The 25,286-nt window shown below is 35.2% G+C and carries 22 protein-coding genes; 7 read left to right on the forward strand and 15 right to left on the reverse strand.

What is annotated here, in order from left to right; genetic code table 11:
• The first annotated feature begins 62 nt into the window (after positions 1-62).
• The gene (locus VCM44_RS06060) at positions 63-1,457 is read left to right on the forward strand and encodes a sensor histidine kinase (RefSeq protein ID WP_334678299.1); all 1,395 of its coding nucleotides are present in this window, start codon (positions 63-65) and stop codon (positions 1,455-1,457) included.
• Between the two features lie 64 nt (positions 1,458-1,521).
• Here the strand turns inward: VCM44_RS06060 and VCM44_RS06065 are convergent, their stop codons facing one another.
• Positions 1,522-2,148 carry an iron-containing redox enzyme family protein gene (locus VCM44_RS06065; RefSeq protein ID WP_120405101.1) on the reverse strand — a complete coding sequence of 209 codons (627 nt, stop codon included), beginning with the start codon at positions 2,146-2,148 and terminating at the stop codon, positions 1,522-1,524.
• A complete protein-coding gene (locus tag VCM44_RS06070) occupies positions 2,123-2,809 on the reverse strand; it encodes a hypothetical protein (protein WP_334678300.1) in 687 nt (228 codons plus the stop codon). The genes VCM44_RS06065 and VCM44_RS06070 overlap by 26 nt, the downstream gene beginning before the upstream one ends.
• Positions 2,810-2,984: 175 nt before the next feature.
• On the opposite strand from VCM44_RS06070, the gene VCM44_RS06075 reads away from it, so the two are divergent.
• Both VCM44_RS06075 and VCM44_RS06080 read left to right on the forward strand, forming a co-directional pair.
• Entirely contained in the window at positions 2,985-4,367 is a 1,383-nt protein-coding gene (locus tag VCM44_RS06075) for a sensor histidine kinase (RefSeq protein WP_334678301.1), read from the forward strand.
• Between the two features lie 54 nt (positions 4,368-4,421).
• The gene (locus VCM44_RS06080; RefSeq protein ID WP_334678302.1) at positions 4,422-6,176 is read left to right on the forward strand and encodes a DEAD/DEAH box helicase; all 1,755 of its coding nucleotides are present in this window, start codon (positions 4,422-4,424) and stop codon (positions 6,174-6,176) included.
• Here VCM44_RS06080 and VCM44_RS06085 read toward each other — a convergent pair.
• On the reverse strand, positions 6,171-6,779 hold the full coding sequence (locus tag VCM44_RS06085; RefSeq protein WP_115363600.1) for a hypothetical protein: 609 nt from the start codon (positions 6,777-6,779) through the stop codon (positions 6,171-6,173). The genes VCM44_RS06080 and VCM44_RS06085 overlap by 6 nt on opposite strands.
• A 73-nt stretch (positions 6,780-6,852) precedes the next feature.
• Here VCM44_RS06085 and VCM44_RS06090 point away from each other — a divergent pair, with 73 nt between their 5' ends.
• From VCM44_RS06090 to VCM44_RS06105, 4 genes are all read left to right on the forward strand, one after another.
• On the forward strand, positions 6,853-9,081 hold the full coding sequence (locus VCM44_RS06090) for a toprim domain-containing protein (RefSeq protein ID WP_120405097.1): 2,229 nt from the start codon (positions 6,853-6,855) through the stop codon (positions 9,079-9,081).
• A gap of 25 nt (positions 9,082-9,106) precedes the next feature.
• Positions 9,107-10,573, forward strand: a complete 1,467-nt coding sequence (locus VCM44_RS06095) for a DNA gyrase subunit A (protein WP_115363596.1) — start codon at positions 9,107-9,109, stop codon at positions 10,571-10,573.
• Positions 10,574-10,872: 299 nt separating this feature from the next.
• The gene (locus VCM44_RS06100) at positions 10,873-11,283 is read left to right on the forward strand and encodes an integration host factor subunit alpha (protein ID WP_115363751.1); all 411 of its coding nucleotides are present in this window, start codon (positions 10,873-10,875) and stop codon (positions 11,281-11,283) included.
• Positions 11,284-11,286: 3 nt separating this feature from the next.
• Positions 11,287-11,721 (forward strand): MerR family transcriptional regulator, encoded by a 435-nt coding sequence (locus VCM44_RS06105; RefSeq protein ID WP_115363594.1) that lies wholly within the window; start codon positions 11,287-11,289, stop codon positions 11,719-11,721.
• On the opposite strand, the gene VCM44_RS06110 is transcribed toward VCM44_RS06105, so the two are convergent.
• The 12 genes from VCM44_RS06110 to gspD all read right to left on the reverse strand — a co-directional run bounded on the left by VCM44_RS06110 (position 11,680) and on the right by gspD (position 25,278).
• Complete coding sequence (locus tag VCM44_RS06110) at positions 11,680-12,669, reverse strand: polyprenyl synthetase family protein (protein WP_120405096.1); 990 nt, start codon at positions 12,667-12,669, stop codon at positions 11,680-11,682. The genes VCM44_RS06105 and VCM44_RS06110 overlap by 42 nt on opposite strands.
• 48 nt (positions 12,670-12,717) lie before the next feature.
• The gene (gspN, locus tag VCM44_RS06115; protein ID WP_334678303.1) at positions 12,718-13,659 is read right to left on the reverse strand and encodes a type II secretion system protein GspN; all 942 of its coding nucleotides are present in this window, start codon (positions 13,657-13,659) and stop codon (positions 12,718-12,720) included.
• A complete protein-coding gene (locus tag VCM44_RS06120) occupies positions 13,659-14,276 on the reverse strand; it encodes a hypothetical protein (protein ID WP_115363588.1) in 618 nt (205 codons plus the stop codon). Before VCM44_RS06120 ends, gspN begins: the two co-directional genes overlap by 1 nt.
• Before the next feature lie 3 nt (positions 14,277-14,279).
• Complete coding sequence (gene pilM / locus VCM44_RS06125) at positions 14,280-15,857, reverse strand: pilus assembly protein PilM (protein WP_334678304.1); 1,578 nt, start codon at positions 15,855-15,857, stop codon at positions 14,280-14,282.
• A gap of 77 nt (positions 15,858-15,934) precedes the next feature.
• Complete coding sequence (locus tag VCM44_RS06130) at positions 15,935-17,305, reverse strand: hypothetical protein (RefSeq protein WP_334678305.1); 1,371 nt, start codon at positions 17,303-17,305, stop codon at positions 15,935-15,937.
• Positions 17,289-18,224: a PulJ/GspJ family protein gene (locus tag VCM44_RS06135; protein WP_115363582.1), complete on the reverse strand. Its 936-nt coding sequence runs from the start codon at positions 18,222-18,224 to the stop codon at positions 17,289-17,291. Before VCM44_RS06135 ends, VCM44_RS06130 begins: the two co-directional genes overlap by 17 nt.
• Positions 18,214-18,726, reverse strand: a complete 513-nt coding sequence (locus VCM44_RS06140; protein ID WP_115363580.1) for a type IV pilus modification PilV family protein — start codon at positions 18,724-18,726, stop codon at positions 18,214-18,216. The genes VCM44_RS06135 and VCM44_RS06140 overlap by 11 nt, the downstream gene beginning before the upstream one ends.
• Positions 18,711-19,376 carry a pilus assembly FimT family protein gene (locus VCM44_RS06145; RefSeq protein WP_115363578.1) on the reverse strand — a complete coding sequence of 222 codons (666 nt, stop codon included), beginning with the start codon at positions 19,374-19,376 and terminating at the stop codon, positions 18,711-18,713. The genes VCM44_RS06140 and VCM44_RS06145 overlap by 16 nt, the downstream gene beginning before the upstream one ends.
• A gap of 19 nt (positions 19,377-19,395) precedes the next feature.
• Positions 19,396-19,863: a type II secretion system major pseudopilin GspG gene (gene gspG / locus VCM44_RS06150; protein WP_115363576.1), complete on the reverse strand. Its 468-nt coding sequence runs from the start codon at positions 19,861-19,863 to the stop codon at positions 19,396-19,398.
• Between the two features lie 45 nt (positions 19,864-19,908).
• Positions 19,909-21,117, reverse strand: a complete 1,209-nt coding sequence (gspF, locus tag VCM44_RS06155; protein WP_115363574.1) for a type II secretion system inner membrane protein GspF — start codon at positions 21,115-21,117, stop codon at positions 19,909-19,911.
• A 3-nt stretch (positions 21,118-21,120) separates the two neighbouring features.
• Positions 21,121-22,854 carry a GspE/PulE family protein gene (locus VCM44_RS06160; RefSeq protein ID WP_334678308.1) on the reverse strand — a complete coding sequence of 578 codons (1,734 nt, stop codon included), beginning with the start codon at positions 22,852-22,854 and terminating at the stop codon, positions 21,121-21,123.
• A 24-nt stretch (positions 22,855-22,878) separates the two neighbouring features.
• Positions 22,879-25,278, reverse strand: coding sequence for a type II secretion system secretin GspD (gspD, locus tag VCM44_RS06165; RefSeq protein ID WP_334678309.1), 2,400 nt, complete (start codon positions 25,276-25,278; stop codon positions 22,879-22,881).
• Positions 25,279-25,286 lie beyond the last annotated feature (8 nt).

Raw genomic sequence — 25,286 nt, forward strand, 5'->3', positions numbered from 1 at the left:
AAGTTGCACGATCCGTTTTTTCAATGGAAAATATCTCTAAGTATTTTTGGAGAGTTTTTTAATTGGAAGTCAGTAATAAAGCGTTAAATGCATACTTTGATGGGATCAAGTCCATGGGGGATTCGGTTGACGAATTTCTGTGTGAAATTTCTATGCAGGATAAAAGCCTCACAGATGAAAAAGGACGAATTTCTTGGGAGGATTTCAAGCTAATTACAATTGCTTTTGCAAATCGTTACGAAAATTATACCGAGATTATTAACGAAACAGGTGTCGCAAATAAAGTTATCAAGCCTATTTTTGATACTATAACTTATTTTGTTAGCTATAGCTTATTATTTAATTTCTTCTTGAAACTTTCATTTAAAATCTTTTATTCAAATGTTAAAGTGTCCTCAAGAAAAATCAGTTCAGACACCTTTCATTTAATATTTACTTTTGATCACTCTGATCAGATCTTTCATGAGTTTATCAATATGTATGTTGATCTATTTCGAACGGTTCCAATGAACTTCTTAGGAGCAAAAAGTCCTTCTAGAGTAAAGTTTAGAACTCTTGATAATAAAGTCATCTATACTGTTTCTAATCCAGTATTTGCTAAGTTTAGCTTACCAAATTTCTTTTATAATCTCTTTTTTACTAAGAGGAAGTATAAAGAGTTAATCTTGCAAAATATTGAATACTCTAATCAGTTGGAAGAACAAAATCTTGAATTGGAAAATTATCGAAAAAAATTAGAGTCTTTAAATGCAGATCTAAATTTAAGTAATAGAACGTTAAATCATGACATAGCCAATAAGTTATTAAGTCTTGAGTTTGCAAAGAAAAAGATAAAAAGAGGGGAGTATGAACAGGCCATAGATCGAATAAATCGTTTTTCAAAATCTGTTCTAGGTATAATTAATAATTCAAAAGGTCGAAGTTTTAAACATGATCAAATCTACGAATTTTCTGAGATTAATTTATACTCTCTCTTGTTAGACTCTGTTACTGAGTATGAAGATCTTGCTCATCAAAAAGGTATACGAATTATTCATGACTTTAAAATTGATGATAATTTAAAAATTTATACGAATAAAATAGCTCTTCAAAATAATCTAATCTCAAATATTATGTATAATGCAATTAAGTTTTCCAAAAAAAATGGGAGTATTGTATTTTCAGCGGAAGTTCTTGAGGAACAACTATATCTAAGAATCATCGATTTTGGTGTTGGAATCCCACAAGAAAAAATTGATCTTATAAAGATGAATAGCGGTGCTATTGATTCAACAAAGGGGACTGAAGGGGAAGCTGGAACAGGTCATGGTATGAGTATTATTATGGATACTGCTGCTGCACTTGGTTTTAAAGTAAATATTTCTTCAAGTTTAGATAATGGTACATCTGTTGAGTTATCTAAAAATATTGCTCATGAGGATAATGATTATTCAAATATTCTTTTTTTAAAGAATTAGCTCTATATGAGCCATTCTTAAGTGTTTTTTCTCGAAAGAATGACCTAGGTGTTTCTTGTATTTTTTATGCTGCTTTTTCAAATCCAATATTTTTAGCTTCATTGCATTTTTTTAACATTGATAAATACCTCGTTTTTGTCATTTTTATATTCTCAATAATTAAATCTAAATTATCTAATTTCTCTACCGCTTGATATGCTTTTTCTACATGTTCAACATCTTCGTTCGAATGAATAAACATAAATCGCGTAGTAGGTTTTCCATGTATGGAGATGAGCTTATCAATGTATTCTTTAGGAACAGAAGCAGCAAAAGCTTCAAGAATAAGAACCCATCCAAGGACACTTTCTCCAGAATACTTTTGTGCAAGAAAAAACTGTGATTGATAAAAAAGCTTTGTTTCTTCAAATTCAATGAAGTTTTCTATTTTGAACCCAAGTCGTTTTAAATCACCCAATGCTAAATTCTCATGGCCAGCTTCTTCATCAGCATGTTCTAGCCATCTTTTTGCCATATCTGATTTTTTACTCTTTTCTGCACAAAAAAGAAGGATATCCTCAGAGCTTGAAGTATAAAAATATGTTTGTGCCAGCCAGTTTGCATATACTTCACGAGATTCTAAGTTCGCTGCCATAAAGAAATCGATCATTTCAGCAACTTCATTATCAACTAATTTTTTTAGCTTGCTCATAAATTTTCTCCTTGTCAGATAAACTCTTAATTTTTTCTTTGAAAGGTTGATAGAGGCTATTAATTGCTTTTGCTAGCTTTTCATCTTCTATATCTGGAACAGTTTTGTAGTTCATATGTAAAAAATCACAAAATAAACTTTTATATATAATATTTTGAATAATGATTTCACCATGGACCCGACCTTTCAAACTTGCTTGGTTTGTTTTTACAATAGGTGCGATCACATGTTCTGCTTGAAGATCACGAATGATATTCATAAGTACTTGCTTTAGGCCTTCATAAACATCAATTTCGAAATGGCCTTGTCTAAAATTAGGGTGGACAGTTAGAAGCTCAACACTCCATGTTTTTTGAAGTTCTAGTTGCGTAAGTGTCTCTAATACTTCATTTGGCATATTAGTGAAAAAAGAATGATGTCGGTAAGCTAACAAAGTATAATCGTACTTGCTCATTGCACAATATCCAATAGGCTTCATTTCGTGATAGAGCAAAATATGTATATCTTGTCTTAATAGTGAATCAGAGGGGAATACCTCATACTCTGTGAATATATTTTTCCATACATCCATATAAAGCTTAAAGGCCTCATTTATGGAAAATGATTTTACAGATGAGTTCATTATTTCATCTTTTAAAATAATGTTCATTGATATATTCATAAATTTTATTTTAGTAAGGAAAGGCTGGCCATAGGGATAATTATATTAGATCTTGAGTTTTCAATACTTTACATATAAAATAAACTTGTTTTGTTTACTTTGGTGTGCCACTATTTTATGTGTATGTTTTACACATCAAACTGTCTATACTTACTTATATGGTAGATAAGAACACATGATGAACGATTTACAAATCTCAAGTGTCGTTGCAAATATTCTCATGGGCTCTCTTGAGAAATTCAATATTGAGAGAGACGAGTTCAACGAGCTTTACAGAGAACATTTTGGTAACAAACAAAAGTATAGCAGTGTAAGTTTTCTTAATGAATACTTCGCAAAGCTACGCAAGAGTTATTCTGATGAAGAAATCGTTCGCATCATTGCTATAGAGGGAATTCATTCAGAAGATATCGCATTATTTAAAAATCTCGTTTTTAGCTTCATTTCACATAAGAACCTATATCGTTTTCAATCGAGGCTAGTTCTTCCTTATCTATATAAGGGAATAAAGTTAAAGGTAGAGTTTCGAGATCGAAAGATCATATTAGAGCAAATAAATGAAACTCAAGAAAGAATTGATCCAATATTTTTTAAAGTATATCTCGAGGTTTATCGCAATTTTCCTGTAATCATTGGAAGAAAATCAGCAGTTATTTTATTTGAAGAAATTACATCTAATTCTTTAAAATTAGTTTTAAAGCCTGCATTAGGAAGTAATATCTTCTCTTCTTTTTTCCTATATATTCGTACTAGAAGTGCTCATTTTGGTGCAAGATCAAAGTACTTAAAATTAATTAATGAGCTAAAGGATGAAACAGACAGAAAAAACGAAGAGTTAAAGCGTTTAAACATGATGTTGGATCAATCTTTAAAAGAAAAGTCCGTTCTAGTTAGAGCGATGGGCCACGATGTAAATAACTCTATTTATGCCTCTCAGCTATTATGTCAAAGACTTGAGAAGAAGCTAGAAAATACAAAAGAACTAGAGTTAGTTAAGAAGCTTACAAACCATATTAATATTATTCAAACCATCTCAGCTAATACTTTAAAAAATGAAATGGATGAGGACCACATCTTAAATGAATATAGTTATGAAAAGGTTTCTGCCATTGTTCATGAATTAGAAGAGATCTATCAAGAGCAATTGACTAGAAAACAAATTCAGGTGAATTTTAAAATTGATGTGGAAGAAGAGATTATTCAAATCAATAAATCAGTCTTTTTATATAATATCTTATGTAACTACTTCTTTAATGCCATCAAATATTCTTCTGTTTATTCAGAAATTGATGTCGAAGTAAAGCAAGTAGGAGATTGTTTTTCTTTCAGCATTATTGATTATGGAAAAGGAATGAATGTTGAAACTGTGCAACAGATAGAAGGAACTTTAGGTGAAAAGGGATATGGCCAGGGAATGATCATTGCTAAGAACCTTCTTGCAAAAATGTATGGTGAAGTAAAAGTTTTAAGTGAAGTAGGAAAGGGAACAACGATTACTTGTGTAGTCCCTCGTCTGCTATCAAAAAGCTCAATTTCTGGAGTTTCATTAAATCACTAAAGTAACTATCAATTGTAAATATGCATCGTCTTATTTCTTTGCTAAACTTAATTCATGAAATTTAAGCTCAGGGATTATCAGGTTGAAGCTGTAGAGCGTGTTATTTCACACTTTCGAAAAACCAAGGATCCATCTCTCATTGTACTTCCTACTGGTGCCGGAAAAAGTCTGGTGATTGCTGAACTTGCAAGAGTTGCTAAGGGAAGGGTCCTTGTATTGGCCCACGTAAAAGAGCTTGTTGAACAAAATCATGCTAAGTATGAATCCTATGATTTAAAAGCGGGGATCTTCTCTGCTTCAATGAAGAGAAAAGATTATAACGATAAAGTAATCTTTGGTTCAATTCAATCAGTGGCCAGAGCGGACGATAAATTTTTTAAAGACTTTTCTTTGATAATTATAGATGAATGTCATCGCATCTCTCTTGAGAAAGAAACTCAATACCAACAAGTTTTTGAAAAGATAAAGAAGGCCAATGAGAAGGTTTTTTTCTTGGGCCTAACTGCGACACCATATCGCTTGGGAATGGGGTGGATTTATAATTATCATTACCATGAAATCCTTCGAACAAATGAAGAACGATTCTTTAAGTTTTGCCTCTATGAGCTACCATTAAGTTATATGATTAAAAATGGCTATCTAACGAGGCCGATTAAGATTGATTCTCCTGTTGCTTGTTACGACTTTTCTAAGTTAGAAGTAAATGAAGATAGTGGACGCTTTTTAACTCAAGAAATCGAGAAGATTTTAGAAGATTCCGCTCGAGTGACTCCTGGAATTGTGAAACATATTGTACAAGAAGCAAAAGATCGTCGTGGCGTTATGCTTTTTACCTCTACTGTAAAACATGCCAATGAAGTTCTTTCTCATTTACCTGAAAATGAAAGTGCTATCGTGACAGGAGAGACTCCTCAGGAAGATCGAGACTTATTAATTACTCATTTTAAAAATCAAGAAATTAAGTACCTGGTCAATGTCTCTGTTCTAACCACAGGCTTTGATGCCCCTCATGTGGATCTTATTGCAATACTTCGTCCAACAGAGTCAATCAGTCTCTATCAACAAATCGTTGGAAGGGGCCTAAGACTTTTTGAAGGCAAGCAAGACTGCTTAATTTTAGACTATACAGGATTGGATCACGATATTTTCAAACCAGAAGTTGGGGAAGTAAAACCGAGTGGTGATACACAAGAGGTTCAAGTGATGTGTCCGGATTGTGGGCATGCAAATATCTTCTGGGGAAAAATGGATAGTGAGGGAAATATCACTGAACATTACGGCCGAAAATGTCAGGGAATACATCTTGATGAAACAACAATGGACGTTCAAGAATGTGGCTTTCTCTTTCGCTTTAAAAGCTGTGATAATTGCGGGCAAAGTAATGATATTAGTGCTCATATTTGTGCCCATTGTGAACATGAGTTGCGTGATGCAGATAAGAAGTTAAAAGAGGCCATGCAGCTTAAAGATGCTCATATAATGCGAGTAGAGGAGATGTTCTTTAAGCAATACCAAGGTAAGAAAGGACGATCTCTAGAAGTTAGTTATTTTGATGTAAATGGAGAGTCTTTAAAAGAGTATTTTCAGTTAAATACTCAGTCACAACGCATGGCCTTCTATCATGCTTTTGTGAAAAAACACCTCAAGCGTAGTGATTTGAAATATAAAGTTGATGATATTGAAAAAGTTATTCAAGATCGTATGTTCTTTAGAAAGCCCAAATTTGTAATTGCTCGTAAGAAGCAACGATTCTGGCAAGTTAGAGAAAAGATATTTTTAGAAGAAATAAATAGTAAACGCTATTTATAATCTGCGGGAAATACGAAATAGCTTCTGCATTGCTAGCTCTCCTAAAGTTTCGGAAAACATTTCAAAGAGTGTATCTGGTATTGATGACTTTTCTCCTTTCCAAAAACTTTTAGAAAAGAAGAGGCAACGTCCATCGCTTAATTGTCTAACATTTATTTCACCACGTAATCCTTTTAAGAATCCTTTATCAAAAGTGAAGGGATAGACACCCGGTTTTTTAATACGTGGAATCTTAAAAGTTAGAGACATTGGAAATGGCATTAATGTGTGATCAAGATAGAGATAGATTTGTTTTTTCTTCTCTGAATAGCCAGATAATTTAACCAGATCAATATATTCATTGAATTTCTCATAACGAGAAAGTTTTCGCAGTGCAGTCTTACACTTGTTTGGATGGATGCCATATATTTGGTAATCTAAACTTTGTTTATTTCCTTCGGTCTTTACGATGGATTTACGATAAATTCTTTTTTTATCTACTAATATTTCCTTAATATCAGGGTTAATCCCTTTGAAATCAGAGGCATAGGCCTGATTTGAAAATACTAATAATTGGCAAAAAAGCGCTGTAATTATAAATGGTTGACGCGTTGTAACTTTCAAGGCCTTTAAGTTTCCCTTATTCTTTATACTGATTACATTATAGCACGAAGCTAAGATAGGGGAAAAGTTAAGGATGGGACGCAGCATTGAGTCAGTTAAAAGAAAAGGGAAGACGAAAGACGCAGTCATTGAGAGTAAAGATCAAAGATGGCACTGTCGAAATCGTATCACTCTCGTTTTCGGATCCAACGATATTGAAGACTTAGAGACTTATGTCTATGGTGATAAATCTGTTGATTTTCAGACAGTTAAGTTTCACCAGGCCAAGTCTAAAGCAATAGAAGAGTTACTAGATAATTGTATCGATGAGTATTATCGTGGCCACGTTACAGAGGTTCACACTTCATTAAGTGAAGATGGAAAGACGGTAACTGTTGCAGATAATGGAATCGGCTTTCCACTGGATAAGGTTAAACAGGTTTATTCTGAATTTAGAACAGGTTCTAAGTTTAAAGATGAAGAAACTGACGAAAAAGGTTTTCTTCACAGAACATTGGGACAAAATGGTCTTGGTGCAGCTGCTACATGTTTAACGGCCGATGAGTTCAATGTAACAATTAAACACTATAACTCTAAAAAAGAGCAGACAACGAAGTTTATCGATGGTGCTCTGAAGATAACACAAACAAAGCCTAAAAAGTTTAAAGGCGCTTCTGGGGTATCGATTCAGGTTACTCTTGCCAAGGAAGTTTATAAAGATAATAAAATTGATGAGGACCTTTTAAGAAAGCGTATTATCGACCTTGCTTATAATAATCCAGGTCTTGCTTTTTACTTTAACGGTGAAAAGTATCACTTCACTAAAGGACTATTTGAGCTTTCACAACGTATTGACGAAGAAAATGCTCATGACTTTGGTGTTCATTCATATGTTTATGAAACAGTAAATACAAAGAAGAAAAAGGTAAAGGGACGTATCGACATGTCTCTTTCATTCTGTATTGATAAAAGTAGTGAAGAGCGTGAAAGATTTATTTCATTTGTAAACTCTACACCTACTTATGATGGTGGTTTCCACCATGATCGAGTTCGTCGTATCTTTATCAATGCCATAAAAGATAAGTTAGAGAGACAAGCTAAGAAAGAAAAAATCAAGCTAGTTGATAACGATGTTCTCTCAGGTCTTACTTTTGTCCTTGGTATTACAATGCCAAACCCAAGGTTTGAGTCGCAAACAAAGCGTAAGCTTGTACGTGATACACATCTTGAAAAGGCCCTTGAAGAATTCATGGGTAAGAATATTGATAAATTTATGAGAAAGAATAAGGACTATCTAGAAGTTGTTCTTGAAAGAGGTAAGTCTCGTCATAAGTACCAAGTTTTAAAAGAAGCCGCTAAGAAGGCCCGTAAGCAAAAAAGGCAAAGAGTTGAAAAACTTCTTGATGCCAACGAGAGAAAGAAGCGCGATCTTTGTACTCTTTTCATTTGTGAGGGAGATTCAGCAATTGGTGGTTTAAGATCTGCTCGTAATAAGCTCTATCAAGGAGGGATTGCCCTTCGAGGTAAGCCAATGAACGTTGCACAAGCAGGTATTAAAGATATTCTAAATAACCAAGAATTTTCAGATATTATGGCCTCAATTGGCCTGGCCCTAGGTCAAGAAGTTGAACCAAAGAAACTTCGTTATTCAAGTATTGTCTTCCTGGCCGACTCAGATGTTGATGGTGGCCATATTAATACACTCTTAACGAATTTCTTCTACCAGTTTTGGCCGGAGTTATTCGAGATGGGTGCTATTCAGATTGCAAAGGCACCTCTTTTTGAGGTTATCACTGATAAGAAGACACTTTATTTTGAGTCAGAGAAAGAATTAGATCAATTTAGAGATTCAGGTGAAGCTAAGATTAAAATGATTCACCGAAATAAAGGGCTAGGGGAGATGTCTCCTGAAGCTTGGAAGTACGTTCTCTCAAAAGATGAGTACACAAAGATAACAATTGATAATAATGCTAAAGCTAAAGAAATGTTAAATATCTGCTTTGGTAAAGACACAAACTTAAGAAAGGACCTTCTATTAGATGAAGCCGAGTCTGAGATCATGTCTGAAGTTATCGAAGAGCAAGAAAAGGCCCCTGCTAAGAAAAAGCCTGCTAAAAAAGCAGCAAAGAAAGTTGCCAAAAAAGCAGCAAAGAAGAAGGCTGCAAAGAAAGTAGCGAAGAAGACGGCAAAAAAGACGGCAAAGAAGAAAACTGCAAAAAAAGCAGCAAAGAAAACTGCTAAAAAGGCCAAGAAGAAAGCAAAGAAAGCAGTTGGTAAAAAAGCGGGCTCAAGCCTAGCAGATATGATTGATTATCTTGATTAAAAAAGTATTAGGAAGGAAATAAATAATGCAAGAAACTTATCTTCACTCACTTGAGTCTATTAATTTAGAAGATATTGTAAGAGATGAATACCGCACATATCAGATCTATACCTTAATGGATCGTGCCATCCCTTATCTACAAGACGGCCTAAAACCAGGACAGAGAAGGATTTTATATACTCTTTGGAAAAATCAATCAAAGGGGCTTTTAAAAGTATCAGCTGCAACGGGATTAGTTCTAACTCTTCACCCACACGGACCTGCATCGATTGAATCTGCCATTGTTAATATGGCACAAGATTATACGTTCTCAAATAACTACCCTCTTATCGATAAGAAAGGGTACTTCGGAGAACGTATGGAAACCGATCCAGCGGCCGGAAGGTATATTGAGTGTAAGTTAGGAAAGTTTTCTGAAATTCTTTTATTTGATGATATGAACCAAGTTGAAATGGTTCCTAATTATGATGAGAGAACAATGGAGCCAGTAGGGCTTCTACCAAAGCTTCCAATTATGCTACTTAATGGAGCAGAGGGGATTGGAACTGGTTTTTCTTCAATGATTCCAAGTTTTCACCATAAGGATGTTATCCGATCGATGATCCATTGTGTAGAAAAAGGAAAACCTCGTAAGATGAAGCCTTATGTGCACAATTATTCACTTCCAATTCATGAAGATAAGAAAACTGGAAAGCTAACCTTTGATATGTCTATCGAAGAAAAAGGCGGAAAGTTTTTTATTACTGAATTGCCACGTGGTTATGATGCAAAAAAGATCTATCGTCACTTAACGAAGTTTATCGATAGTGGTTTTATAAAAGACTTCGTTGATGCATCAGTTGATAACGAAATTAATATTGAATTACTTTTCAAAAAAGGCCAGGAAGTAACGCTAAAAGAGGTTACTGACACAATTGGAGTAACATCTTCACTATCTCCAAACTATACTCTTATTTCTGAAAGAGGAGTTAAGATCTTTGAGCGTGCTGAAGAGATTATTGAGATCTTTACGCAAGAAAGACTTAAGGTCGTTAAGCGTCGATATGAACTTCTTTGTGAAGATCTTAAAGATTCAATTACAAAAAATAATGAGATCATCAAATTTATTAAGAATAAAGAATACGAAAAGGCGACAAAGTCAAAAAACAGAAAGTCATTTGTTGAGTATCTAGAGAAGAAGAAATATGTCTACTCTGATTACCTTGCAGATATGCCTATTTATCGTATGACAAAAGATGAAGTAGAAAAGCGTAAGCTCATGGTTAAAGATGAAACGAAGAAGCTGGCCGAGTATACAAAAATCGCAAAGTCTCCAAAATTAATTGCCAAGAAGTTAATCGAAGAGCTAAACGATGTTGATACTAAGTTGACTGATTGGATCAAGAAAAAAGATCAAGAGAAGCAGAAGGTTCTAAAGAAAATTGCTAAGGATCAAGAAAAGCTTGGAAAGAAGAAGGCAAAGAAAAAGGCCGTTAAAAAGAAGTCTAAGTAATCATCTCGAAAATGAATAAAAAAATCCCCAGCAAGAGTGCGGAACCTATGCTGGGGATTGTTCATGTCAATACGCCAATTTGACAAGAAGAAGTTGATATATACATATTACATAATAGTTGTTTAGTAGGACAACTTAAGAAATTCTTAAAGTAGGGAAATGATCGCTTTACTCTAAAAATGTCTAAGTTATTAAAATGAAATATATTTCCCATAAAATTTTTTTTGTGAAATATTCATAATTCTGCTAACCTATTAATATATATAGGTTCTTTTGATTCATGGAGGAATGCAATGAGCTTGACCAAAGCTGATATAGTTGAACGAGTTTACAAGGAAGCAGGGTTTTCTAAAAAGGAAGCTTCTGACCTAGTTGATCTAGTGTTTAAGGTAATTAAAGACACTTTAGCACGTGGTGAAAAGGTGAAAATTTCTGGTTTTGGAAATTTCTCAATTCGCGATAAGGCATCTCGTGTGGGGCGAAACCCTCAGACAGGTGAGGCGATGGAAATTTCTGCTAGACGTGTTCTTACGTTCAAACCATCTCAAGTACTAAAAGAAGACATCACTGGACGTTATGCTCATCGTATTGATGAAAAGGGTAAGGAAGATACTTCTATTGCTCCTAAGGAAGGTAAGCCACAAGCGCTTAGCTCTTTCTTAAATAACGATGATAGTAAAGATGATGAAAATGAATTCAATGGATTTTAATCAATGTTAGAGAACTTAGATATCCCACAAAAATCACTTTTTAAATTAGATGAAGTTTGTACGATCGTCGGTGTAAAGCCGTATGTATTAAGATTCTGGGAAAGTGAATTTGAAGAAGTTTCACCCCTTGTTTCATCGACTGGACAAAAGTTATTTGAACAAAAAGATATCCAAATTCTTGCAAAGATTAAGTCATTGCTTTTTGATAATAAATTATCAATTGATAAGGCCAAGCTAGTCCTAAATGGAAAGCTTGATCTGGAAAAAGCAACTAAGCCTAAGAAAGTTGTAGCAAGATCAAATAAGCCAATTAAAGCTGTAAAGTCTAAAATGGCAAATTTTGATATTGATCTCGATAAGCTTGAACAGGCACGTGGCATTCTGAAAGAATTGAACCTAAAGAGTCAAAGTATTCAACAAAGAAATAATTGGATCTAAAGAGGCGGCTTGGGCCGTCTCTACATCCTCTTCATTCTTGAGTTGCGATAGATGAGAGATGATCGTCTCTTTACTATTTTCTATTATTGAGAGTATCTTCCCTAAGTATTGTCCATAGACAAATCTTAAGTTTTCACAGCCATATTTTTCGAAGAAATGTTTTTGATATTCTAAATTACGTTTTAACTCATTAAAGCATTGAGTTTGTCTTGTAAGCCATGGGTTTACTGCTGATTCATGTTCACTAAGTTTTTCATCTTCTAGCTCACATAAATCATCTAGAAGTTGAAATGCAACTCCCATATGATGACCTAGTCGGTGAAGTGCTTTGGCCTGTTGAAATGTCGTATTCTCTGTTTGGAGATATGCTCCAACAATGGCCAGTTGAATGAGTCTGGCCGTTTTAAGTTTATGGGTAAGAACGAGATTCTCAAAATTTTCAGTCATTTGGTGATCAAGATCTAGGGCCTGGCCAAGGATTAGTCCTTTTGCTCCTAGACACCAGTGAGCATAATTTAATATTTCATATTTATTATTACATTTAATTTTATTAATAAGATTAAAGCTTAATCCGTGGAGTGCATCTCCGGCCAATAAGGCCTGCCACTGACCAAATTTTGCGTGTGTCGAAAGTCTACCGCGACGATATTGGTCGTCATCCATGCATGGCATGTCATCATGAATAAGTGTATATGTGTGATGGATTTCTAATGCGCACGAGAAGCTCTTAATTGAATTATGTGCATCTTTGTTGTCTAAATTGATACCAAAGTCCATAGCCGTTGCATATGCCAAGAGAGGGCGAAATAGCTTACCAGCAGGAAGAAGAGAATAGTCATAAATTTCATGGAAAAAATTTTGATAACTATGTTTTTCTATTAGCTCTTTTAGGTCAGCTTCGATATGCTGCCTTGCGTTTTTAATATCCAGATTATTCGTCGTTTGCATCGATTAAAGATGCTCTAATTTGTCTTAGTAGTCAACTAGAACTATGGACTAAGGCTTTACGATAATTGGTGTTCCAGGGTTTCCAAGAGTACCGTTAATTCTCATATGATAGAAGCCTTGTTCGTCTGGTTGACCGTTTCCTAAAATAAGATTCAAAATAGCAAATTGTTCAATAAATTCTGGAGAGAACTTAACTTGTGCTTCAATCTCTAACTTCGATCTTTTAATATTGATTTTATCCAGGTCAATAATCCCACTGGCCTTAGCACGGATAGGTGAGTCTTGAGTTCCAAGAATAAGCTCTTTTATCTCAATTGGTCCACCATCAGATGATGCTTTTAAAGATAGGTTATTAATTGCTAAAGTTGGAATTTCAAAACTTTGAATGATCTGTGATGGTATAACTAAGTCTTTTGAACGTAGATATAAATCGAGATCTTTAAGTGCTTTTAAATCAGTGCTAACAAGGGCCTCTATATCGATATTTCCATTGATTGAAACTGGACCCAGCATTGGCCTAAGTGATTCCAGATTAATTCTTGTTTCTTCTAATTTTAGATACTGAGTAGAGAAGTTATGAATTGATTTAATATTCAATGTACTATCAAAACCATTGATTTTATCGATTTTAGAAGAAAAGCTAATTCCAATAGGAGCGACACTTGGAAGACTAAGTGATACGTTAGCAGATTTTATCGTTAGAGCATCTGGTGTACGTAAGCAGCGTCCAGAAACTTCAAGCCCTGACAACTCTAGGCCAGGTAAGAAGTAACTTAATTGTGCTTTCTTATAGAATATTGGACACTGGCGATTCTTTTTAAGGCCACTTTGTAATAGCCCATATATTTTATCTTCAAAAGAGAAGTTTGCTAAAAACCCTATAATGACTGAAGAGAAGGAAAGGACAATAATAAGAAATATTGTTTTCTTATTAAGCTTATAAGTTTCTTCTTGTATATTATTTTCGTTCTTACTCATCGTTTCTTGCATTAATCGGCCTTCGTATAAAACTCAAAAGTAAACTTACCTGAGACAAATTTTGTGTCTTTCGTACGTTCTAATTCTACTTCTGTAATAATTACTTTGAAGCGTCTATGTAATTCATTGAGTAGACCTACGAGGGCCTTATTTGTAAATTTGTTAATCATAAGATTTGTTTCGATTCGACTAATAGAGCCACCAAGGTTTGAACGACTAAAACCATCAACAGAGACTTGATTAGATTCGATATCAAAACGAGTTAGAGAGTTACTTAACATTTGTACAAAGTCCGGCTTTTCATAGATCTTTGCATCAGATATTATTCCACCTTCTTGAGTTTTAAGTTGAACATTTCCTTCCTTAAAACTAATGATTGAATCTTTAAGCTCCAGTCTTGTCGTTAATTCATTTTTTTGAATCGTTCTAAAAATAAAGACACCGGCCAAAAGTAGAATAGGGATAATAAGAGTTACAGCAGAGAAGAATTGATTGATAATTCTTTGTTCTGTTTCGGAAAATGCTCTTAATTGATCTGCTGTTGATTGAAAGAAGTTAGATGATCTTGCTTCTTCAATTTGCTTATCAATTGCAATATCAATTTCTTTAAATAAACTTTTATCACTCATATTCTATTTGCCTTTAAAGCTAATGATTACGCTACTTTGTTTTGACTCGTCTATATTTGCTTCGTTAACATTTATTTTTTTTAGAACCTTAATGAGTTGGTCGCGATCTCGTTGCGTCTTTGTGTTGAATTCAGCATAACCGCTAGTGAGGTCACCACGATACTTTGTTAATGAAACTTGAGTATTTCTTTTAATTGCTTCAGTTACTGTGTGAAGGTTTTTAAGTGCACTTGAAGTAGGGACACTTTCTAATACTTCTAAATCGATATTAATTGCCTTGTTCTTGCGCTCAACAATCTTTTGAAGTCTTTCTGGTCTTTTTCTTAAGTAAGCAGTTTGTTTTCTTGTTAAATTTAGATCACTTGTTTTAATAAGTTGTCTTATTTCACGGTTAGTTGTCTTTATGTCATTGTTTATGAAATAGAATGATTCAACGAGAAGGCCTGCAATTATAATGAGACAAACAATTGCAACACGATAAAAAGAAAAAATTGTATTTTCTAGTTTGATTCCATCTTTTAGGGCCGAGGCAAATTCTTTAGTAAAGAAATTCTTTGCTGGTTCTTTGAAAGCATTAGTCGCACCCATTGTGTAACCAAGCGTGAGGGCATTGTACTCGTGTGTTGATACCATCTTCTCAAGACCTGGTGACATAAATTGAGAAACACTAACTTTTAATCTTTCAGTAATATAATTATCAATATTTTTAATATTTGCACTTCCACCAGTAAGGTAAATATGCTCAATACTTTGACCTGTCTTTACTCGATGGCCTAGAAGCCAACGATCAATTTGTGACAGTAGATCCTTGAATGTTTGATGCATCATTAGTGCGAAATCTTGTTGCTCTTTTGTAACACTATCAAGCTGAGACTTTGTTAAAAAGAAGCTATTTTCATGCTTGAAGATACGCGCTTCACTTGGCCCAATGTCATAAGTTTTAGAGATCGCCTCATCAATTGCGGCACCTGCAACGTATGAAATATGGTGTGTATAAATAATTCCATTATAAACAAGATACGCCTTAGTTGTTTCGTGACCGATATCTAAGATACATACATTTGATTCGATTTTCTTTTCTTCAACGAAACTTTGATAAACACTTAACTCGGAAGTTAGGTTAGAAGGTACTGTATGATAGGCTTGTAGAAAATTGCGATATGTTGCAAAAACATTCTTTTCTGCAATTTGTACAATGGCAGAAAATTGCCCATTAATTTTCTTATAGAGATTCACAATATAGTGAGTATCAATAATATTAAAAGGAAGATCCTCTTCAAGTTGAAAAGGGATCATAAGCTCAGCATCTTTTTTATTCTTTGCTGGCAAATCAAGATAGCGATTTGTTAAGAACTCATTTGGTAATTGAGTGATAATTCTTCCATGGAAGTTTTGATCCTGGAGGTATCCAGAAATAATTCTTTGTTGTAACTCATGAATAGAGATATCAATTTCATTTGGCCCTCTAACATCTTCAAGTAGAATCTCTTCTAACTCTTCAATGATGAATTTCTTCTTTTGAACTCGGCCTTCAATAAATTTGATACTGTACGTACCACAGTCAATAACTAAAATGCTCATAAATTTATTTTACCAAATTTCAATAACTTTGCTGTTACTTTTTATAATGAAAATTTTGCCATGCAAAAGGAGGGAAGTTAGTATGTACGGATTTCTACAACTCTTGGCCTTAGAAGATAGTATTTACTTTCTTCATTTTGTTGCTGCTGACCTTGAGTAGTCTGGTTTGTTCCTTGGTTATTTACCTGGCCATTATTAGAGCCTTGATTGAGTGAACCAGTTTGTCCTTGTGAGTTTGTTGAAGGTGATTGAGGCTTGATTGGTAAGTCGATAAAAGCAGTCAACTTATATGTAGAGTTTCCATAAGTACCAATAGACTCAAGTTTAAATAACTTTCCACCAGTTCCAATAACAATGTCAGCATCTGCAAACTCTTTAATTCTCTTATCATATTCACTTGCATCGATGGCACCAATTCGCCCCGTGAGAAGAGCTTTAAAGTCCTTTTCTGTTTTAAAAGGTGTTGCCGTAATACCTGACTCTTCATCTCCGTCACGGTATTTAAAAAACTCTTCAAGTGCCACATCTGACATTTCTGGAAAGAGAACTTTTAATTGATTAAGAGTGATTTCATTGACGTTAATTACAGATACGTTGTGAATGCTAATACGGTCTTTAATTAAGTTTACGATTTCATCATCCCAGCCAGCTAGAGAGTAGAGCTCGTCTGTTGTCTCAAATGCTGCATGTTTTGCTTCAATTCCCTCATTTTGATAAGTTCTTTGAATATCGGCCTTCTCAGGCTCATCGTAATCATTTTCTCCAGATACGTAATATTTCAATTCTTTTACTAGTAACCTGGGATCTAAATTCGAGTAGTGTAGAGCGAATGTTTCACTATTTTCAATCTCTTCTCTAAAAGTTTTCTCAAGCATTTCAATAAAAGTTTTTTCCATAAACTCATGTGGCTTTAGTGACTGGCCACTTCCTTGTTGTGATGAGTTGCTCTGAGAAGAGCTATTGGCATTTTGATTGATTGGCTTAATAACTCTTAGTGTATTAGGGTTTAGAAATCCTGTAATCGACTTTAAGCTAACTGAAAGTGTCCCCTGAATGAATGATTCATCTTCAAACTCAGCAATCGCATTCTTTTGTAGGGCCGACATCTCTCCAGTTGTAGGAATTGGAATCATAAATGGCTGTGTCGCAATCGCTTCAATATCACTTTTTGAAATAGTATTTTGAAGAGAAGTATTATCTTCTAATTTATTCCATGCTTCACGATACACTTTTAGAATTGAAAGAGCATATTGTAGACCTGCTTCAGCATTTAGCTTTGCTTGGGCCTTATCAACTTGGTGCTCAATGCGAATTTTGTTAAGCTTTGTCTCATAAGTAAATTGTGCCAAGAGAACAGTCAAGATAGCAACCGCAGTTGTTACCATGATAATAGCAATACCGGAATTGTTCTTTAATATAATGTTAAAAGTGCTATTTTTTGACTTCATATTTCTCTTTTAAATCTTCTGTTGTATCAAACGTAGGCCATAGGACTCTTACTGTTCTTTCTATCTCAAATTCATCGCCATTTTTTGAAACGTAGTCGAGGTTCAGTTTTATTAGTCGTGGCGTATTTCTTAACTTATTTAATTCTTTTAATGATGCAACAAATTTTTCTTTTTCTGGACTATAAAACTCAAAGTAAAAATCCCTTAAGTTATTAATGACAGCGTACTCTTTTGCATCTTCCCAATCTAGCTCTGTATCATAGAGGTTTTGTGAAATTACTGTTCTAGTTAATGAGTAAGGAGCTTCTTTATTTTTTTCTTCTTCATCAACTCCTGATGTTTCAGTTGTTACAACGCGATATCGAACCCAAATCAAATTAGACTGCTTTGAGTTTTTTATAAGTCTTCGGTTTGCAGAAGTCATAAAAATTAGCGATCCTTTCTCTTCATTGATAAGAATAGGGATCGGAATATTACTAGATGATAAATTATCAAAGTTCTTATTTTGATAGAGGTGAGAAGTCATCACTGGAGGATTCGTGTTCTGAGTTTGAGACTGACTCTGGCCTTGAGTTTGTGAACCAGGTTGTCCACTTCCAAGTTGTGAGCCTGAAGTACTTGAGCGCTGGCTTTGCTGATATGTCTTAGCAAATAATTTATTATCTTCTGACTTTTGTGATTCAAAATATAGAGGAGAGTGGATTAACTCGAGGTCTCTTTGAATTCGCATAAGACCAATTTCTAATTGAAGTCTTTCTCTGTCTTCTGACGTTATTCGATCGTTTGTTGTAGCACTACTATCGACAATTTGATAAATGGCCGTCATGAGAAATGAAAGAATAGCAATAGCAATTAAGACTTCGATTAATGTGAAGCCAGCTTTATTTGCTAATATCTTTTCATCTCTTTTATAAACCATTTATTTGAACTTTATATTTTTCGTTTGAGATCCAAGTACTTAATGAAAATGACTCTTCAGTCGTTTCGTCTTTTACTGTTACACGAACCTGCCAAATTAGTTTTTCTAAATTATCTTTAACAACTGAAAAAATTTGTTTTTGAATAGAGTTGTTACTGTCATCTCCATCTTCAGGAGTTTCTTGACCTGTAATTTTTTCGTAATCGGGAACAATAAACTTATTCCATTCTACGCTGTAGCTAATATTTTCGTTTTCTTCAAACTTTCCTGTTTCAGCTTTTAAAGTTAGGCTTTCTTTAAGCTCTGGTGGGTAGGCCACTATTTCATTGACCTTTTTAACAGCGTATTCACGCAGAGTGATCTCTGAGCGCATCTCTATTGAGTCTGTAATATTTAGACCTTGTGCTGTAATATATGCAGTAATGAATACTGCAAATATAGCAAGTCCTATAAGAACTTCAATTAATGTGAAACCAGAGTTGTTTTTTAGTTGCTTAACCATTCGTCATACAATTCGTTTGCTTTTTCAATTAACTTCTCAACATAGTCTTCGTTTCCAAAGTTGACACCTTCAAGTGCTACGTACTCTCTATTAATTACTTGAGAGTAAGGCTCGGTTGAAAGAGCAACCATTTCTTCTTCTGTTGCTAAGATAATTATAACAGAATCTTTTTCACCTGTCGGGTAAAAGTAGACGAAAGGTTTTCCCGTTGTATGGAGTTTTTGTGTCAGGGTGCTTCCAACGGCGACAATTTTAACAGCACCACTAGGCGTAAAGTCATCGGCGTTAAACTCCGGCAAAGGTGTGAAGCGTCCAGATGACTTCATCTCTTCTTGTTCTTCTTCAGTTAAATCATCAAAGTTTCTTGTGCCCTCTATGTCGATAACAAAGTCATTACTTTGGGCAATTTCAAGAGTTGGTCTCTGATCAAGTTCTTCTAAAGGAAAACCAAGACGAATAAATTTATTTTGAAGGCTTGCTTCATCACTAGAGAAGCGAATAATTCGTTCAATATTATTGATTGTTTCATCGAGATTGCGGCGACTGGAAAAAGAGGTTCCCACAACCATGTAGAGCAGTAAAGATGCTAAGGCCATGGATACCAGAATTTCAATTAATGTAAAACCTGATTGTCCATGGCCTCTATGCATGATTACCTTTAATCTTTAATTACTTTCTATCTCTTAGGTATAGATCTTTAGCGAAACCTTCTCCGCCTTCTTCATTATCATTACCATAAGACATAATATTGTACGTCTTACCATCAGAAGTATAAACGTATTCCATATCCCATGGATCTAGAGGGATTTGATCTGCATCAATAAATCCATTTGGTGGATAGTTACGACACTCACGTCCTCCTGAAGGCTTTGATAAAAGTGCTTCTAGACCTTGTTCTGTAGTAGGGTAGAAGTTACACTTTCTTCTAAAGTCTTTTAGAAGTGATTCAAGTGACTTCATCTGGATGTTAGCTGATTTAACACGTCCTTCTTCTAATGAATCAAAAACTTTACCCGCAATAAATGTCCCCATTAATGAGATAAGTGTTAATGCAATTAGAATTTCAATTAGCGTCATACCTGCTTGGTTTTTTAAAGCCTGAACCTTAAAAAAGTTTTTAAAATTGTAATCTTTCAAAATAAATCTCCTTAAATATCTTCTCTTCCTAAAATCAAGTTAAGCTTAGTTGATTGAGTTCAGCTCCATCATTGGAACAACTACCGACATTACAATAAATGCAACGGCACCACCCATTCCCACCATCATAATCGGTTCTAAAACAGATGTTAACCCACTTAGCTTAGATTCTACCTGATCTTCGTAGTTTTCCGCAATAATGTTAAGCATTGGCTCAAGTTCCCCTGACTTCTCTCCTAAGCTGATCATGTGTGTCACCATAATAGGAAAGTGTCCAGATTGAGCCAAAGGCGCTGCCATTGAAGAACCTTCAGATATATTAACACGTGCACTCTCAATTGCATCCTGCATGTGGACATTGCCGATTAGATTTTTGACAATTTTCATGGCAGCAAGAATTGGAACACCCGAATTCAATAGAGTTGATAGAGTTGAGGCAAAACGTGAAACGTTTACCATTGTTATAAGTTGACCAAAGATTGGTAGCTTTAAAGTTAATGAGTCCCAACGTGAACGGCCTTTCTTTGTATTGATATAGCGTTTAAATAACCAGAAGGCACCGAATAGGCCAACGATAACGGCCCACCAGTATTGTTGAAGAAAGCTTGAGAGCCAAATTGAAATCTGTGTTGGTAGGGGTAGCTCTTTTTTCATTGAGACAAAGATTTTTGTAATCTTTGGAATAACGAGAACTAGAATTACACCCATAACGGTTGCACCAACAATAAGCATAATTATTGGGTACATCATGGCACCCTTCACTTTATTTTTTAATTTAACTTGCGCTTCTGTAAATTCAGCAAGACGTAGTAGAACGATGTCTAAAGTTCCTGATTGTTCACCGGCTTCAACCATGTTGACATAGATATGGTCAAAAACTTTAGGGTAATCAGCAAGGGCGGCTGCAAGGGAAGAACCCTCGTTAACCTTTTGTCGTATTTCTGAAAGTATAACCTTAAGTTTTGGGTTTTCACATTGCTCGATTAAAGCATTAAATGATTCAACAATTTGAATTCTTGCCTTAATAAGCGTTGCTAATTGTCTTGTCATTAATGAGAGATCATTAATAGAGATAGTGCTACCAAAGTTGATTTCAAAAGATGCTTTTGATCCCGATTTGTGCTCTTTTATTGATGTGAGCATAATACCTTGAGCGCGAATTTTTGCCTTTGCGGCCAATTCATTTTCGGCCGTAATATTGCCTTTCTTCTCGCTACCTGTACGATCAATACCTTTATAATCAAAAATGGCCATGTATTACTCTTTTGTTTCTTCTTCTGTTTCAATATTAATGGCACGATTCATTTCAGAGATAGAAGTGATACCTCTAAGAACCTTCTCAATGGCGTCATCGCGAAGTGTCTTCATTCCAGCTCTTTGTGCCGCACGTTTAATCTTTCCAGAAGGTGCAGAGTTAATAATCATCGTTCTGATCTCGTCGTTAATCATAAGAAGTTCTGCAACTACTGTCATTCCAGAGTATCCTTTGTTATCACAACTTGGACAACCTACGGATTCATAAACAGTATGACCTTCTGGTATTGCTTTAATTCCTAAAACTTCTAGATCAAATTTAGATATATCTTTTGGCCTTTTACACTCACTACAAAGTGTACGGATTAGTCTTTGTGCTAGTGCGCCAGATAGGGAAGAGGCAATCATAAATGGCTGCACACCCATGTCAATTAGACGGTTTGGAACAGAGGATGCATCGTTGGTGTGAATTGTTGATAGAACAAAGTGACCTGTAATCGATGCTTGAATTGCCATTTCCGCTGTTTCATAATCCCTCGTTTCCCCAACCATGATAACATCAGGGTTTTGACGAAGAATAGCTCGAAGTGCTTTAGCAAATGATAATTCAATTTTGTGATTTACCTGAATTTGTGAAATACCTGGTACTTCATATTCCACCGGGTCTTCAACTGTAATGATCATACGATCAGGAGTGTTGATACGACTTAGCATTGCAAAGAGAGTCGTTGACTTACCGTGACCAGTTGGCCCTGATACGTAAACGATTCCATCTTTTCTTTGTGATAGGGCATCGAGATCATTTAGAACCTTCCCATGGAAGCCTAGGTGATCAAGTTGAAGGATATTATTATCCTTTTCTAGAATCCTCATAACAATACGTTCACCATTTTGAACTGGTACTGTTGAAAGACGGATATCAATATCTTTACCGGCCATCTTAATTGGAATACGGCCATCTTGAGGTAGACGCTTTTCAGCAATATCTAGTTTTGCCATAACCTTAATACGTGAGGCAACAGCAGAGTGAGTTTTTAGAGGTTGTCTTAAAACTTCCGTCATAACTCGGTTGATACGAAAACGATAAATCGACTCTTTTTCATAAGGTTCAATATGAATATCTGTTGCACGCTCTTTAACAGCTCTAAAGATAATAGAGTTAACAAAGCGTATAACAGGGGCCTCGTCAGCTCCAGCATCAAGGATATCAATTGGCCCATCTAGGTCGAGAGTTTCATCAAACTCGTCTTCAAGTGATTGAACCATATTCTTATTAGCTTTCTCATAAACTCTGTTGATTGCATCATTAACTTTTAAAGGCTGAGCAACTGAGACATGAATATCTTTTTTAAAGATTTCTCTTAAATCATTGATGGCATCAAAGTTAAAAGGGTCGGTGATAATAATTGAAACAAAGCGTGGTGTTTCTAGTACAGGAATTAACTCCTGGCTTTTAGCATAGTTAATCGGAATATTAGTAATGAGTTCAGGGTCAATCGTATCAACATCAATTTCAGTTTCATAAGGAATATCAATTTGATGACAGATTACTTTTGTGATGTCATGCGGATGAATATAATTCTTCTTTAAGAGAATTTCTCCAATTAGCATTCCCGATTCTTGTTGAATATCCAGGGCCTCGTCAAGTTGTTCACGAGTGAGGGAAGTGTGCTTAATTAAAAGCTCACCAATCTTCTCTTTTCCCTGTTCAAATGTTTCTAGCACTTGGTTTCTCATATACTGTGTATGCCTTTATAACTCTTACTTACTAATGATAACGTCTTTTTTACTTGTTTTAATTCTTACTTCATTGTCTTTTTTTGAAGCAGCTTTTTTAGACTTTACCTTCTGAACGATATCTTCATAGCTTGGTTTATCAACAGGAGCGCTACTGTTTAAGTCCATCTCCTGATTTTGAACACCTTTCTTATTCTGATCTTTGTAGTAACGGTTACGACTTTCATCATAAAGTGGACCGTCTTGTTGTTTCTTGGCCTTATTGTAAAGTCCTTTGGCCGTTGATTTAAACGGATCGTTTTCACCATGGTATTTCTTCAGGTGAGAGGCACGACGATTTAAATTCTCTTTAACAGTTTCAGCAACATCTTGCTGGTAGTTATCTAAAATACTCGGTGTTAAGAAAAATAACATATTAAGTTTTTCAGTCTGTGTACTTGTATTCTTAAATAGCCAGCCTAGGACAGGGATATCACCAAGTAGTGGAACTTTTGAAACAGAGTCAACTGTCTTATCTCGCATTAAACCACTCATGGCAATTGTGTCACGATCTCTTACTGTAACTGTTGTAACTGCACTTCTAACAACTGTACCAACACCGACGTTTTGAACACCTGATGGAAGGGCACGGCTAGAGAAGTCTTCTAGGTTTTGATCAATCTTAAGTTTGATATAACGAGTAACCTTATTAATTTGTGGTGTAATCTTAAGTTTAAGAGTTACGTTTTGTGTTTCAAGTGATGTCGTTGTCGACCCATTTGAAGCTTGTGTTTCTTTTGGAACTGGAATCTTCTCACCAACTTCAAATACACCTTCTGTATTATCTTGAACGAGTAGTTGAGGAGTCGAGAGAACATTTGTGTCACCGTGACTTGCAATCGCTGAGATCAGTGCGTTCACTGAATCGATCTTAACAGTTTGCCCACCAACATCAACTTCAACTTCGTTTCCGATACCAATACCTGCAAATAGTCCACCGATTGATTGCCATGAACCTGAAAGTAGTTGAGTTAGTGTACTTCCTGAAGAACCTTGCAGTGAACCAGCTCTATCAGCAGCACCTGTTCCGTAGGCTCCAACAATTGATACACCTAAGTCTCTTGACTTAGAAATATTTGTTTCCATAATTAGACCTTCAACAAAGACTTGGTCTTTAGGTTGGTCTAGTTTCTTGATTACTTTTTCAAGTGTTAGCCAATCAGTAGGAGAGGCAGTAACAACAAGTGCGTTATTTGATTTGTCTGCTGTAATTCTAACTTCAGCATTGAATAATTCGTTTTCATCATCGTTACTTGCTGCTCTGGAGAAGCGTGATCGTCTCGTCGTTCTCGATGTTCTAGAACTTCCTGAGCTACTAACTAGTTCCGAAAGAGTCTTAGACATATCCTCGGCATCACCGTGGTAGAGATAGTAAACATGGATTTGCTCATTATTTGAAGCGACTAGCTCAACATCAAGTTTATTAATTAACTCTTTTAATCTCTTTGCACCACTTGAGTTGGCCATGGCGATAATAGAATTTGTTCTTGGCTCAGCAGTAAGCTTTGAAATACTTTGTCCTCCGCCATCATTACTACGACGTGCGGTCTTCTTTGATGTGTCATCCTTGAGGATTTTATCGAGAAGCTTTGCAATTTCTGAGGCAGAAGTATTTTTAACAGGTATAATTTGAAGCGTTTCTTCGTGTCCAGGAACATCGATGAACTTAATTAAGCTCATAAGACGATTAATATTAGAACCTGTATCTTGAATGATAATTGTATTTGTTTGTTTAATTTCAATAATACGCCCATAACGAGACATAAATGGCCTAAATGAACGAGAGACCTCAGTCGAGTCAATATTCTTTAGGGCGATAATCTTCATTAAGTAATTTTCAGTTTCTGGAACGTAGTTTCCCGTGTAGATCTTTGTTGGGATATAACGAATATCTCTTGCTTGAACAATCTTATAGAATGCACCTGATTTAACCATTGTTAAACCATTCATATTAAGAGCTGCTAGGTATGCCTTCCATGCATCTCCAACTGTAATTGGAGTAGGTGCAGAGATTGAAATCTTTCCTTTAAGGTCTTTGTCGATAATAAGATTGAGACCAGTAAGCTTTTGCATATGCTTTGTCAGATCTTGTAGGGATGTATCTTCAAAGTCAAAGCTAGTAACAATTTCAGGACCAAAAGCTGTTTCTGGATTTAGGTTTACATAGGCATCATCAGTTTTCTTTGGTTGATCAGCAGTTCTTCCAAAGGCATCACTTCCTGAAGTCGCTGTACTTGTGTTAAGTAAGTTTGCTGCAGATGGTCTGTCGCTGCTATCGCGATTAACTTTCGTCTTTGACTTAAACTGTCTAAACTGCGCTTCTGCATATGGTGTAGACAGGCAGAGTAGTGAAAGTGCTGAAAGATTTAAAAATAGTTTCTTCATCCGTGATC

Source organism: Halobacteriovorax sp. DPLXC-1 (assembly GCF_036903125.1).
In the GTDB taxonomy this organism is placed as follows: domain Bacteria; phylum Bdellovibrionota; class Bacteriovoracia; order Bacteriovoracales; family Bacteriovoracaceae; genus Halobacteriovorax_A; species Halobacteriovorax_A vibrionivorans.

Coding starts and splice junctions, on each gene's coding strand:
- VCM44_RS06070 (WP_334678300.1), bottom strand. CDS start 2,809: ATGAATATATCAATGAACATTATTTTAAAAGATGAAATAATGAACTCA.
- VCM44_RS06160 (WP_334678308.1), bottom strand. CDS start 22,854: ATGAGAAACCAAGTGCTAGAAACATTTGAACAGGGAAAAGAGAAGATT.
- VCM44_RS06090 (WP_120405097.1), top strand. CDS start 6,853: ATGGGACGCAGCATTGAGTCAGTTAAAAGAAAAGGGAAGACGAAAGAC.
- pilM (WP_334678304.1), bottom strand. CDS start 15,857: ATGAGCATTTTAGTTATTGACTGTGGTACGTACAGTATCAAATTTATT.
- VCM44_RS06080 (WP_334678302.1), top strand. CDS start 4,422: ATGAAATTTAAGCTCAGGGATTATCAGGTTGAAGCTGTAGAGCGTGTT.
- VCM44_RS06065 (WP_120405101.1), bottom strand. CDS start 2,148: ATGAGCAAGCTAAAAAAATTAGTTGATAATGAAGTTGCTGAAATGATC.
- VCM44_RS06105 (WP_115363594.1), top strand. CDS start 11,287: ATGTTAGAGAACTTAGATATCCCACAAAAATCACTTTTTAAATTAGAT.
- VCM44_RS06145 (WP_115363578.1), bottom strand. CDS start 19,376: ATGCATAGAGGCCATGGACAATCAGGTTTTACATTAATTGAAATTCTG.
- gspF (WP_115363574.1), bottom strand. CDS start 21,117: ATGGCCATTTTTGATTATAAAGGTATTGATCGTACAGGTAGCGAGAAG.
- VCM44_RS06120 (WP_115363588.1), bottom strand. CDS start 14,276: ATGAGTGATAAAAGTTTATTTAAAGAAATTGATATTGCAATTGATAAG.
- VCM44_RS06140 (WP_115363580.1), bottom strand. CDS start 18,726: ATGGTTAAGCAACTAAAAAACAACTCTGGTTTCACATTAATTGAAGTT.
- VCM44_RS06095 (WP_115363596.1), top strand. CDS start 9,107: ATGCAAGAAACTTATCTTCACTCACTTGAGTCTATTAATTTAGAAGAT.
- VCM44_RS06135 (WP_115363582.1), bottom strand. CDS start 18,224: ATGGTTTATAAAAGAGATGAAAAGATATTAGCAAATAAAGCTGGCTTC.
- gspN (WP_334678303.1), bottom strand. CDS start 13,659: ATGCAAGAAACGATGAGTAAGAACGAAAATAATATACAAGAAGAAACT.
- VCM44_RS06110 (WP_120405096.1), bottom strand. CDS start 12,669: ATGCAAACGACGAATAATCTGGATATTAAAAACGCAAGGCAGCATATC.
- VCM44_RS06130 (WP_334678305.1), bottom strand. CDS start 17,305: ATGAAGTCAAAAAATAGCACTTTTAACATTATATTAAAGAACAATTCC.
- gspD (WP_334678309.1), bottom strand. CDS start 25,278: ATGAAGAAACTATTTTTAAATCTTTCAGCACTTTCACTACTCTGCCTG.
- VCM44_RS06075 (WP_334678301.1), top strand. CDS start 2,985: ATGATGAACGATTTACAAATCTCAAGTGTCGTTGCAAATATTCTCATG.